General features: G+C 47.8%; 11 protein-coding genes. 8 read left to right on the forward strand and 3 right to left on the reverse strand.

Annotation, left to right across the window (positions count from 1 at the left end; translation table 11 throughout):
- Positions 1-166: 166 nt before the first annotated feature.
- Positions 167-1,855, reverse strand: coding sequence for a class I SAM-dependent methyltransferase (locus tag OH458_RS15935; RefSeq protein WP_269979071.1), 1,689 nt, complete (start codon positions 1,853-1,855; stop codon positions 167-169).
- A gap of 165 nt (positions 1,856-2,020) precedes the next feature.
- Here OH458_RS15935 and OH458_RS15940 point away from each other — a divergent pair, with 165 nt between their 5' ends.
- Positions 2,021-2,785: a 1-acylglycerol-3-phosphate O-acyltransferase gene (locus tag OH458_RS15940; protein ID WP_038140001.1), complete on the forward strand. Its 765-nt coding sequence runs from the start codon at positions 2,021-2,023 to the stop codon at positions 2,783-2,785.
- Between the two features lie 79 nt (positions 2,786-2,864).
- Here the strand turns inward: OH458_RS15940 and OH458_RS15945 are convergent, their stop codons facing one another.
- Entirely contained in the window at positions 2,865-3,725 is an 861-nt protein-coding gene (locus OH458_RS15945; protein WP_269979072.1) for an MBL fold metallo-hydrolase, read from the reverse strand.
- Positions 3,726-3,839: 114 nt separating this feature from the next.
- On the opposite strand from OH458_RS15945, the gene OH458_RS15950 reads away from it, so the two are divergent.
- The 4 genes from OH458_RS15950 to OH458_RS15965 all read left to right on the forward strand — a co-directional run bounded on the left by OH458_RS15950 (position 3,840) and on the right by OH458_RS15965 (position 8,986).
- Complete coding sequence (locus tag OH458_RS15950) at positions 3,840-4,730, forward strand: LysR family transcriptional regulator (protein ID WP_269979073.1); 891 nt, start codon at positions 3,840-3,842, stop codon at positions 4,728-4,730.
- Positions 4,731-4,885: 155 nt separating this feature from the next.
- Entirely contained in the window at positions 4,886-5,911 is a 1,026-nt protein-coding gene (locus tag OH458_RS15955; RefSeq protein ID WP_269979074.1) for an alpha/beta hydrolase, read from the forward strand.
- Between the two features lie 168 nt (positions 5,912-6,079).
- Positions 6,080-7,366, forward strand: coding sequence for a hemolysin family protein (locus OH458_RS15960; RefSeq protein ID WP_269979075.1), 1,287 nt, complete (start codon positions 6,080-6,082; stop codon positions 7,364-7,366).
- 84 nt (positions 7,367-7,450) lie between these two features.
- Positions 7,451-8,986, forward strand: a complete 1,536-nt coding sequence (locus OH458_RS15965) for a bifunctional GNAT family N-acetyltransferase/carbon-nitrogen hydrolase family protein (protein ID WP_269979076.1) — start codon at positions 7,451-7,453, stop codon at positions 8,984-8,986.
- A 70-nt stretch (positions 8,987-9,056) separates the two neighbouring features.
- Here OH458_RS15965 and OH458_RS15970 read toward each other — a convergent pair whose 3' ends face one another.
- Complete coding sequence (locus OH458_RS15970) at positions 9,057-10,325, reverse strand: O-acetylhomoserine aminocarboxypropyltransferase/cysteine synthase family protein (protein ID WP_039624159.1); 1,269 nt, start codon at positions 10,323-10,325, stop codon at positions 9,057-9,059.
- Between the two features lie 243 nt (positions 10,326-10,568).
- Between OH458_RS15970 and OH458_RS15975 the strand changes: the two genes are divergently transcribed.
- From OH458_RS15975 to OH458_RS15985, 3 genes are all read left to right on the forward strand, one after another.
- On the forward strand, positions 10,569-11,939 hold the full coding sequence (locus OH458_RS15975) for an endonuclease/exonuclease/phosphatase family protein (RefSeq protein ID WP_269979077.1): 1,371 nt from the start codon (positions 10,569-10,571) through the stop codon (positions 11,937-11,939).
- 135 nt (positions 11,940-12,074) lie between these two features.
- Complete coding sequence (locus tag OH458_RS15980; RefSeq protein WP_269979078.1) at positions 12,075-12,395, forward strand: hypothetical protein; 321 nt, start codon at positions 12,075-12,077, stop codon at positions 12,393-12,395.
- A 103-nt stretch (positions 12,396-12,498) separates the two neighbouring features.
- Positions 12,499-13,026 (forward strand): hypothetical protein, encoded by a 528-nt coding sequence (locus OH458_RS15985; protein ID WP_269979079.1) that lies wholly within the window; start codon positions 12,499-12,501, stop codon positions 13,024-13,026.
- Positions 13,027-13,044: the final 18 nt, after the last annotated feature.

Below are 13,044 nucleotides of genomic sequence, written 5' to 3' on the forward strand. Positions count from 1 at the left end.
AAATCACCAAAAATTTATAGAGCAAATGCACTATATCCAGACTGAATATCACCAAATAAATAAAAAGAGTGAACACTCAATAGAAAAATAAGGCTTTAAAAAGCAATTACTTAGTAACGCTAAAAGTGGGTAAATATGAACAAAGTGGGCTCAGGAGAGACGTTTATTACCACTCATTGACGAGTAAGCGGCTTTTCACGCCGCGGATTTGGAGTCCCATCGCATCAAAGACTTCCTCGAAGTCGCGACACTGAGGTGGAATATTGGGTAGAGACAAGGAGGCCTCTGAGAAAAATCGCGTTTGGTCGTTCGGAGAATCCCAAGCCGTTTGCCACCAGCTGACAATACGATGCTTAGAGTCCGACAAACGTTTCTTGGCAGGCAGTCGATCTTTTTTATCTAGGTTTTCTTTTGCTGTGGTTGGAACAAGGTTCCATCTGTCATTATTTGGCCAATGGGCGAACGGCAAGCAATGATCGACGTGATACCCTTTTGCCAGACTCGAACCACTCCATACACTGCGAACATCGATATCGGCAACTCGCAGCTCATCAACCCTGCTTCTGACATCTTTAGTATCGTGGACTTTATCCAGCCATACCAAGCAGTCATGATAGTTTTGCAGCGTGATGTTTCGCTCTTGATTGCGACTAAATCGCTGCATCTCCATGATCCATTGATTGACTACCAGAGGTTCAATCCACGCATGGTAAAGTCGGAAACAGTCCCAAAGACTCTCATCTAGGGTAAGTACGCCATAGCTTTGCAAAAACTGACTATCGATGAGGCAAGAATCGGACTTCTTGGGCGTTTTTCGATGGATGTGGAAGTAAGGATTGGAAATATCGCCGTGGTAGGTGAATTTAACAGGACCACTCTTTAATGTGCTGATGGTGTCACGAATCGCTTTGTCGAGTGCTTTAGCCTCGTCATCGATAAAAAGAGCCCCAATCGCCAAATCATCCGCCGACAAGTGTGCGAGTTTGCCCCAACCGTCAGGTTTCACAAAACCCAAACCTTTCGACACATCGGAGCTTTGCTGAAGGTTTTCTTTATCGATCAGACGTTTAAACTGGCGAATCCAATACAAGGCCACTAACCCCAACGGAATAGCTACTTTCCCTTCAGAGCGATCAACCACCGCACCAGAATGCGCATCTGCAATCCGTAAAATTGTCCTTAACAGTGCTAACTTATACGTCGCCGATTTGCTGTCATTGACGATAATGTGGCGCACTTTATTCAAATCACCAGAACCGTCATCAGGCAGTGTTAAAACAACCGTCTGCCACCACACATCTTGACGGCGCATTTGGTCATCACTGTCTGAAATCTCTCGCACGAGTAAGGCGCTGTTTTTCGCGAGCCTTTCTAACTCCTCAACAGAAACAGGAAAGCTTTTACGCGTATCATCAAACTCACCATGACGAAGTGAAACCACCAACTTACCATTTGGTGCCAGCAAATTAGACAGTTTTCGAAACGCGCGCTCTCTGTGGCTGGGTGCCAAGTGCATCCAAACGGCACTGACCAAAATCAGATCAAAACGCATCCCGAGGTTTTGTGTCGCCGTTAACTCTGGCAAGGCATCATCCAACCATGTCACAGAGTGCCCCGTAAACTGATTGCCCAACGCTCTCAATGAATGGCAAGGCTCAATCGCAATGACCTCACAACCTTGCTCTGCCATCCACTTCGCATCTCTTCCGCTTCCAGCGCCAACATCAAGCACCTTGTCGCCTGTCAATGGCCAGAAAGACTGCCAACTTTGATGCACGCGTTCAAATGCTACCGATTGGTATTGCTCCATCAGTTGGTTGGCATTTTGTTCGTAAAAAGAGAGAGTTGAAGACATAAATCAACATTGGTGATTAAACTCGTTGCATCATAAATCGCTTCAAAAGTGATTACCACCAACAGCTCTCAGAAAAATTGTTGCAATTTGGTTAAATAGAATTAAAACTCTAATCTTATTCCACCCCATGCGCTCTACTCGCCTAGAGCCCAGAAGGAGTTAGCTGTGCTTGCTGTTCTACGTTTAATCTTGGCTGCGGTTTTTGTGGTGTTTACCACCCTATTCGCCCTGATCTATTGTTTGTTTAGTCCAAGGAACCCAAAACACGTCTATTTCTTTTGCCGCTGGTTCAATCAACTGCACAAGATCGTGGGCTTAACGCTCATCCAAAGAGGATTAGAGAACGCGCCAACGCCAAAAAACAGTGTCTATATTTCCAACCACCAAAGCGTGTTTGATTTTGTTACGGATCCCGGAATGCTAAGACCTCGGGCGGTCTCTCTGGGTAAGCGCGATCTGCTGTGGATTCCTTTTTTTGGACAGCTTTATTGGATTACCGGCAATATTTTGATCAACCGAGAAGACAAATCCAAAGCGCGGGACACCATCAAGCAAGTCGCCGAAGCAATTCACCAACGTGACTTATCGGTGTGGGTCTATCCGGAAGGGACGCGCAGTAAAGGGCGAGGTTTGCTTCCGTTTAAAACGGGGGCGTTTCGTATGGCCATCGAAGCTGGCGTGCCAATTACCCCTATGTGCACCAGCACCACGCATAACAAGATCCAGCTTAATCGCGCCAACAACGGTATTGTCATCACCGAAATGTTAGCGCCCATTGATGTCTCAAACTATGAGCTACAAGATGCTCGTGCACTCGCCGACCACTGCCATCAACTTATGGCTGAAAAGATCGCGCAACTGGATGCGGAAGTCGCGCAATTAGAGGCTCAGGCGGCCAATCATAAAGAGAGCCCAAACCGCTTCGTTTGAGGGAGTCTAAGGTTAGCTCACACGTAACAAATGCATGTTCAGTCAGTGGACTCACCGCTGACTGAACATAGAGTACCCGTTACCAACTCGCTTCTTTCATGTGAACTTTAGCGCCAAGTTCTAGGCTAAAATCGGAACCGAACTGAGGGTAATGCTTTACCATCGCGTCGATCACCTCTGCGCTATTGTCACTGCGCTTCTTCGCCGCTTCAAAACGTTCAATCCATGTATGAGTAAACGAAATCGTGCTTGCATCAAGCTTGCCGTCTTCCATCATATGACCCGGCACCACCAGCTTAGGTTTAAGGGCTTGCATCTCTTCAAGCTGAGTTAACCAAGCATCCACTTCTTGCTGAGATTGGGTGTCTGCCATCCATACGTGCATGCCTTGCACAATGCCCACGTTACCTAAGATGGCTTTCTCGCTCGGTACCCATAAGTAAGGGCGATGAGCAAGCACACCTTCGGCATCGCGAATCTCGATAATTTTGTTGTCTACCGTAACCTGACGCGCATTAATCGCAGTTGGTAGCTTAGGATTCTCTGGCGCATTTAACCCCATTTTTGGCCCCCAGAAGCTCACTTTGGTTTCGAGCTTTTTGGCAATCGCCTCTCGAACCGCCGGAGTGGTGATCACGTTCGCTTCAGGGAATATCTCAAGCAGCTGAGACGCGCCAAAATAGTAGTCAGGATCCGCTTGGCTGATGAATATTGTTTTCAATGGTTTGCCCGCATCCATCACTTTGGCCGCAATACGCAGTGCATCGGCGCGAGTAAAGCCAGTATCAATCAGCAGCGTTTCTGTCTCACCGATAACGAGTGTCGATGTCACGTTAAAGCTGTTCTCGTCTGCGTTGTACACGTCAAACGTGAGATCACCTTTCGCCATGGCCGCCTGAGAGGTCGCAAGAAGTAATGCTAAAGTGGTGATGTTTTTCATAGTCTCTGTCCTAATTCGAAGGTTTTCTGTTCAGTCGCCGTCATAGTAGCGACTGGTTTTATTTCGAAATAGAGCCTATTCTTTGCATCATTATTTCTTAATTCGAGCAAGTAAATGGATAAACTGACCGCCGCTAAAGTGATGCTAGACGTAGCACAAACAGAAAGTTTTACTGCCACTGCCGAAAGGCTAGAGATGTCTCGGCCTATGGTGACTCGCTACGTGGAAGCGGCTGAAAACTGGTTGGGTGCCCGCTTGCTACAGCGCACCACAAGAAAAGTCTCTTTAACCAGTGCAGGAGAGCAGTTGCTACCGAACTTGCAGCACTGGGTTGAGCAAGCGCAGCAAATGGAAGAGAGCTTGATGCCATCGCAAGCCGTCACAGGTTACGTGCGCTTGTCGGTGAGTATGTCTTTTGGATTCTCTCAATTGATGCCTGCACTGCAAGCATTTCGCCAACGCTATCCCGGCATTAAGCTAGACATTGATGCCCAAGATCGCGCGGTAGATATGGTGGCAGAGCGCATTGATTTGGCCATTCGCACCACCAATGAGCCGAATCCTGCTTTGATTGGTCGTCCGTTTTCGGTGTGCTATTCAAAGCTGGTGGCCGCGCCCGAGTATTTGGCCTGCCATGATCCAATTACTCACCCTCAAGACTTAACGCGTCACGCTTGTTTGGGCTATAAGAATTTTGGTCGTCAGATCTGGCAGCTCACACAAGGAGACCAGCAGCACGATGTCGAGGTGAGCTGTGACGTGACCGCCAATGAAGCAACGGTGTTACTGCACGGCTCTTTGGCGAGCTTGGGCATCTCGATGCAGCCGGACTACTTGGCTCAAGAGTGGATTGACCAAGGTAAACTGGTTTGGGTATTGCCTGAATGGCAGTTGATGACGTTGCAAATGTACTTGCTTTATCCGTCACGCAAACATCTCTCACCGCCGGTACGAGCGCTGATCGACTTTATCATCGACCACTTTAAAACACGCAGCTCACAGTAATCGAATGCGAGCTCTTCTCTGGGTCTCACAGAATCAATATGACAAACAACGCAATTACCTAAAGATATTGTTTGGTTTCCAATATTTGTGACAACAGGATTACCGCGACACCCTCCACAATTAAGCTGTGAAAAACCAACAATTAAGGTGTGGCTATGAGTGATATGAGCAGCAATTTTGTTATCTGTGTTCGCAACGTAAAAGGCAAAGGGGAACAGGCAAAGTTTGGTAATGAGCCCGGGACAACCCGTTACTTGGAAGTACCTGATGGGCAGTCCCCTCACCCTCAACAGCACAGGCTGACACGAACCGAGTGGCTAGAACGCTTGCTAGTGAGAGCCCGCACAGGCCAGCACGACACCATTGAAAAATCGCCCGTTTCAGGCTACACCATTGGCGATATTCTTATCTTTGTTCACGGGTACAACAATTCGATTACCGCCATCATGCATCGACATGACTTGCTGAAAAAAAGGTTGCGAGAGGTTGGATATAAAGGCGCCATCGTGAGCTTCGATTGGCCAAGTGCGCAATGTACCCTCAACTACGTAGAAGATCGCTGCGACGCCAAGCAGACCGCGCTAAAATTAGTCAAAGACGGTATCGCAGTGTTAGCGAAAGCCCAACTGGAGCAAGACAGAAACCACTGCGATATTGACGTTCACCTGCTTGGTCATTCCACTGGCGCCTACGTCATTCGTGAGGCCTTTTATGAAGCCAAGTTCGATCGCTATTTGCAACGCATTAAATGGAACGTCAGCCAAATCGCTTTGATTGGAGGCGATATCGCACGTAAATCCACCCACCGAAAAGATGGCAAATCTCAAGCCCTCTTTGAACACGCCATTCGTATCACTAACTACCAAAATCCGCACGACAACGCACTGAAGATTTCAAACATTAAACGGCTCGGTGCCGCTCCGAGAGTCGGCCGCGTGGGTCTCGATGACAGCGCGCCCGACAACTTGGTCAATGTCCGAGTGGATCGTCATTGGAAGCAACTCGATGAAGATAAAAGCGCCGTTCACCCTGATGCCAATTGGACACATTCTTGGCATTTTGACGACAAACAGTTTGCTCGCGATCTGCTGTTTACTCTGCAAGGGGATGTTGACCGAGCCAGTATCGAGACTCGTGAAAAGATCGATGGTGAGTTGCACCTCAAAGTGAGCGAGCAATAATGAAGATTCGACCTGCCGACCACAAGGCAGGTCGAAACTTGGCTCAAACTTTCAATCAGAATATCCTATCGTCACCGTAAAAATATTTAGCGTTATCGTGGACTTATTGCCTATCTTTTATAAGTTGCTCTCGTTATCCTGACGACGTGTTTATTACTGGAACAATCAATGGATATTTTCATACTGGTGGGGCTTATCACCCTTAACGGCATTTTTGCCATGTCAGAACTGGCGCTCGTCGCAGCAAAATCGAGCCGCTTGAAAAAGCTCGCAGAAACGCAACCCTCCGCACAACTCGCATTAGAGCTAAAGAACAACCCAACCCGATTCCTCTCTACAATTCAAATCGGTATTACCGCGATCGGTATTTTGAGCGGTATTTTCGGTGAGGCGACCTTATCTGCCCCGTTTGCAATTTGGTTGACATCACAAGGGCTTGAAGCCGAACTCGCTTCTATTGTTGCGACCGCGAGTGTGGTTATTTTGATCACCTACTTCGCCATTGTGGTCGGTGAGTTGGTACCGAAACGCTTCGCGCAAAGAAACGCCGAATACATCGCGGTGATCGTGGCTTACCCTATCCACTGGCTGGCGATTTTGACCACTCCGTTTGTGGTGCTTCTAAGTCGCTCGACCGACGCTCTGTTAACGCTGCTGCGTCAAAACGGAGATGACAGTGATCAAGTCACTGAAGAAGACATCGTCGCCTTGGTGACAGAAGGGTCGGAGTCTGGAGCGATTGAACCGCAAGAGCAGCAAATGATCAGCAATCTGCTCCACCTGAATGACCGCTTAGCGACATCACTAATGACGCCGCGCTGCGATATTGAATATCTGGATGTCAGCCAGCCGATTGAACAGGTTCTCAAACAGATGCGTCAAACTCAGCATTCCGTTTGGCCTTTGGTCCACGGCAGTTTAGATAACATCATAGGAACGATTTCATCCAAGGTGCTGCTCGATCAGTATGACGAGCTCTCCATCACCACCTTAGTGAAACAAGCTCGCCGACCGCGTTATGTGCCAGAGTCGATCAAAGGCTTACCACTGCTGAACGATATGCAGAAAAGCAACAGCGAGATGGCATTTATCGTCGACGAATATGGCGACGTTCAGGGCTTAGTCACCCACTATGATTTGCTCGAAGCGATTGCTGGCGAGCTGGGCATGACTCCACTGCACTCGTGGGCGAAACAGCAACATGATGGCAGTTGGTGGATGGATGCCTTGATTCCACTCAATGAGCTTAAGCATCGCTTAGAAATTAGTGTCATTGAGGGCGAAGAGACAGAAGGCTTCCAAACACTGAACGGATTGTTGACTTGGATGATCGGTCGAGTGCCTGACGTTGGCGAGTGCATTCGTTATCAAGAATGGCAATTTGAGATCATCAAGGTCGATAACAACCGGATTCTTCAGGTCAAGGCGACGCGAGCCGATACCCTCCCAGAGTAACGCCTTTCCCTCATCCAGGCTCATTAAGCATTGAGCCTGGATGTGTTAGGCTTATGTTAATGCTGTAAAAAATGGAACACTGTTATGGACAACACGACGCCAAAACTTTCTCTACGAACCATCGAGAAAGAGGACTACCCAGAAATTGCCGAGCTCATGGATCTCGTCTTCCCAGATGTTGGAGGCGCTTGGCCACGCAGTACCATCATGGAATTGATTCGCCAGTTCCCTGATGGGCAAGTGTGTATCGAGGATAACGGAAAAATCGTTGGCGCCGCTCTGACCATCAAAGTCGACTACAATCGCTTCTCTTTGCCGCACGTTTACACCGACATCATTGATGAAAACAATGTCATCCAAAACAACCCGAAAGGCGATGCCATGTATGGTTTGGATGTCTTCGTTCACCCAGATTATCGCGGGCTCAGATTAGGACGCCGTCTCTACGACGCACGTAAAGAGTTATGCCGCAGTAAAAACTTTAAAGCGATTCTCACAGGCGGCCGTATTCCTAATTATCTGGAGCACGCTGATTCACTGACGGTGCCAGAATACATCGACAAAATAAAACGTCGTGAGCTGCATGATCCTATCTTGTCGTTCCAACTGGCGAACGATTTCGACGTCAAACGCTTGATGCGCAACTACCTGCCCGAAGACGACGCCTCGCAAGGTTACGCGACCTTGCTTGAGTGGGATAACTTCTTTTATGAAGAAGACATTCAGTCTGTACACGATATCGAAAAGACGTTAGTTCGCATTGGGGTGGTGCAATGGCAAATGCGCGCCATGCGAGACTTGGATGACTTGATGGATCAAGCGGAGTTCTTTGTGACCTCGCTATCTAACTACAAAGCGGACTTCGCCCTCTTCCCCGAATTTTTTAATGCGCCGCTGATGGGGATGCAAAAAGGTCAAAACTCAGTGGAGGCGATTCGCTTCCTTGCCCAATTTAGTGAAGAGATCAAAAACCGATTTTCACAAATGGCGGTGACCTACAACATCAACATCATCGCAGGTAGCGTGCCAGTACTGGAAGATGACAAGCTTTACAATGTCTCCTACTTGTTGCAGAGAGATGGTCACATCGAGGCGCAATACAAAATCCACATTACCCCTCATGAAGAAAAAGATTGGGTTATCGATGGCGGAGACAACGTCAAAGTGTTCGAAACCGACGCGGGTCGAATTGGTATTTTGATTTGTTACGACAGCGAATTTCCGGAACTTGGCCGCATGATGGCAGAGCAAGGCGTGCAGATCATTTTTGTCCCATTCTGGACAGACACCAAAAATGGTTATCAACGAGTCAGAATCTGTTCTCAAGCAAGGGCAATTGAAAACGAATGTTATGTGGCGATTGGTGGTAGTGTGGGCAACCTACCACGAGTGGACAACGTTGATATTCAGTACGCGCAATCGGCGGTCTTCTCACCTTCTGACATCTACTTCCCCCACGATGCCACGCTCACAGAGGCCAGTGCCAACACCGAGATGATCATCTTTGCCGATGTCGATCTTACTAAGCTCAAGCAGCTCAATACCGAAGGCTCGGTCACCAACCTGAAACACCGACGTCATGATATTTATGGCTCTTTCATCAAGCCAACCAACGAGTAAGCCCAAAGGTCACTAGGGTGAAATAAAAAACGGCGCTGACAATTTCAGCGCCGTTTGCTGTTTATGACCGTTAAGCGTTTAAGGCTTGCTCTAGGTCAGCGATGATGTCATCTATGTGCTCAATGCCCACTGACAGGCGAATCATCTCTGGTGAAACGCCCGCTTGTTTTTGCTCCGCTTCACTCAATTGACGGTGCGTGGTAGACGCAGGGTGACAAGCCAATGATTTTGCATCACCAATGTTGACCAAACGCTTAAAGATCTGCAGCGCATCATAGAAGCTGACGCCAGCGTCATAGCCACCTTTCAAACCAAACGAGAGAATCGCAGATGGCTTGCCCTTCATATATTTTTCCGCCAGTGGGTAGAACTCGGAGCTCGGTAAACCCGCGTAGCTCACCCAGCTTACTTTGTCGTGCTGCTCAAGGTACTGCGCCACTTTCATAGCGTTTTCAGTGTGTCGTTCCATGCGCAGAGATAAGGTCTCTAAACCTTGCATCAACATGAACGCATTCATTGGCGACAACGCCGCACCGGTATTTCTTAACGGAACCGTGCGAGCACGACCAATAAACGCCGCCTCACCGAATGCCTCAGTGTAGACCACACCATGATACGAAGGCTCTGGTTGATTAAAGACTGGGAATCGTTCTTTGTGATCTGCCCATGGGAACTTGCCGGAATCGATAATAATGCCGCCTAGCGTGGTGCCATGGCCGCCGACGTATTTAGTCAATGAGTGAACAACAATATCCGCACCAAACTCTATCGGTTTGCACAGCGCAGGAGTGGCTACAGTATTATCAACAATCACAGGAACGCCTTGTGCGTGCGCCAACTCCGCCACTCGCTCTAGATCAATGATATTGCCAGCGGGGTTACCGATGCTTTCACAGTACACCGCTTTGGTATTCTCATCGATAAGTTCAGCCAAACTTTCCGGCTTATCGTCTTTGGCAAATTTCACCTTGATGCCTTGGTTTGGCAGCATGTGGGCAAACAACGTATAGGTACCACCATAAAGCTGCGGCGTTGAGACGATATTATCCCCCGCTTGTGCCAACGTAAGAATGGCATAGTTAATCGCGGCGCTGCCTGCGCTAACAACCAAACCCGCTATCCCACCTTCTAAGGCCGCCATGCGTTTTTCCAACACGTCGTTGGTTGGGTTCATGATTCGGGTGTAGATATTGCCTGGGACTTCGAGGTTAAATAGGTCAGCACCATGCTGTGCATTGTCAAACTCGTAGGCAACCGTTTGATAGATGGGTGTCGCTACTGATTTGGTGGTTGGGTCTGTCTCGTAGCCAAAATGGATAGATAGCGTTTCGTCTTTCATGCGCTTTCCTTGCTTGTTATCGGTGAAATAGTGTCCAACCAATTAACCCGATAAAAACCAAGCATGCTGATTATTAATGCAAATATGGGCGGTGAATCACATTCATTTTTTATCCACCTTAAGACTGTGCTTATAAATCCTACAAACGGTCGACAGAACAATTACACCGCGACTCGGGTCACTTTACATTTGGGGTATTCACACTACCATTCCTTTGATATTCATAACCAGAATGCTTCTTAGATGAAAAAGCTAACAACTCCTTTGGCTCTCGCCATTAGCGCAACACTGCTAACTGGCTGCGGCGCTATGACCAACCAAACGACCGAGTCCCCAATGACTGAAGTAACCATCGCTACTTACAACCTCTCTTTCGACCGAGCGGCCTTCGAAGACTTAGTGAAAGAGATGCAGATCGAACCTAAGCAACAAACCACTTTAGTGACTCGCTACCTTGATGGCTCGATCAGTGAGGAAGACAAGCAAACGGCTGAGAAAGTCATTCAGATTCGCAACGTTGCGGCTATCATTCAGAAAAACCGCCCTGATGTGATCATGATGGCTGAATTCAACAACGACGGTACCGGTGAAGATAAAGCCGCGCTTATTGGTTTTCAAACCAACTACCTCTCTGTTCCGCAAAGCAGTGAGGGCGCGGGCGGCCAACCTAACCTAACCGCTATTGAGTACCCGTTTTTTGAATCTTACGCGACCAACACGGGGTTATTGAGCGATCTCGATTTGGACAACAATGACAAAAAAGGTCAACTGCCAGGCGACGCATGGGGCTTTGGTTTCTACCATGGCCAATACGCGTTCGCTTTAATGTCCAAGTATGAAATTGACACTGAAAACACGCGTACTTTCCAAGAGTTCAAATGGAAAGATCTCGCTGGTGCAACGATCCCAACCATCACCAAATGCAATGATAAGTACAATAAGATCCCGCAAGGCATGAAATGTGGTGACCCTTGGTACAGCGACGAAGAGTGGCAACAGGTTCGTCTCTCGTCGAAAAACCACGTCGATGCACCAATCATTATCCCGACTGACAAGGGCGACCAAGTGGTGCACCTATTGATGTCACACCCAACACCACCTGTGTTCGATACGGGCAAAAATCAGATGCAAAACGCAGCTGAAGTCGCCTTCTGGCATCAATACGTTCAAGGTAAGCCATACTTCTATGACGATGCGGGTAACACGGGCGGTCTGGAACAGGGCAAACACTTTGTGATCATGGGTGACCTAAACCTCGACCCTGTAGCTGGCGACGGCGTAAGTTCGGTGATGCAAGCGCTGCATAATGACCCGTTGCTCAATCAAAAAGTGATGAACGGTGAGCTCTATCCATCAAGCCAAGGCGCGGTCAAACACATAGAAACAAGTGGTAAACGCCATCCGAAGCCTGAACATGTGACGTCAACCTTCGGGTTAGGAGTGGATTACGCAATGCCATCTGCGACGCTAAACGTGATTGACTCGGGCGTGTACTGGTCGACGCCAACGGAAGAAAGCTATCGCCTGTTTAACGACAAACGTGTCGGCAAATATGGTAATGGAAAAGATGTATCTTCAGATCACCGCATGATTTGGGTGAAAGCCAAGTTCTAATCTAAACAAGCCCTACAACAAAGGTAGGGCTTACTTTTACTGACAAGTAAGCAAAAGTAAGTGATTTAAATATCAATTATAAATTCCGCTATAGTCCGTTCCTGATTTATGACCAATAACCATCGGGAAAGCACTATGATTACCTTCACGAATGACTCTCTGCTGACTATGTGTCGTTACCTGCAGGATGAAACCTTTCCATCTGAAACGACCTATCTGTTCAACGATGGTATCCAACTTAGATCCGTTGCCAACTTCAAAGCGATTGAACAGTACTTTGAAGGGGCTGGAATGCTCAGTTCTATCACGACAGGCTATACGCTGACGTTTGAATCTGGCGAAGAGATCCAATTCAAAATAAAAGATAACCAACTGGTGTTGGCTCAAACTAACTTACCTGCGAAAGCAAAAACCGATCATGGTGTGCACCACTCGGTATCTCAATACATGTTCTAAAGACGTGTATCTGGCTTTTAGGCGCATTTTGCAACCGGCCTAGTCGCACTCTTGCTTTGCGCCTTTTATACTAGGGCTTTGATTTAGCCAGACCATCAACACAATGAGCCCACAACTTTCGATTCCTTTGTTTGACTTTTGTCATACCGCCAACACGCCTTTACTCACTCAAGATTCAGCCAACTCCGCAGTTGCAAAACACCGCCAAGATATCGAACTACTGAAAACGTCACTGAACGAACTTCCACACTTAGCCGGACACCTTTTCTTGTCGCTTCCAGTGCCAGACTACTCTGAAAAAGTAGATTGCGTGGTTCTCTATCGCGGTTTGATTTTCGTGCTATTAATTGATCACGTCAGTCACGATTACGATTGTGCCAAAGCCGACCAAATCCATAACTTAGCTCGCCAGTTCAAAGAGCAGCATCAACCAAGTCGAGACAAGTTCATCATTCCAGTTCTGGTAACACCAAAAGCTCAGCCCCAAGCCAGCCCGGTTCATGTGTCTGAAGATTTGGTCGCCAACACGCTTTGCGATACGGGTGAACATCTGGCAGCTCTGTTAGAGCACTTCTCAAATCAATATAAAGATGATGAGATCTTGGCTGAGACTTGGCTTACTAAGCGATAATTTACTCAGTTTTCACGA

The sequence above is a fragment of the Vibrio sp. MarTm2 genome (assembly GCF_027587055.1).
In the GTDB taxonomy this organism is placed as follows: domain Bacteria; phylum Pseudomonadota; class Gammaproteobacteria; order Enterobacterales; family Vibrionaceae; genus Vibrio; species Vibrio sinaloensis_D.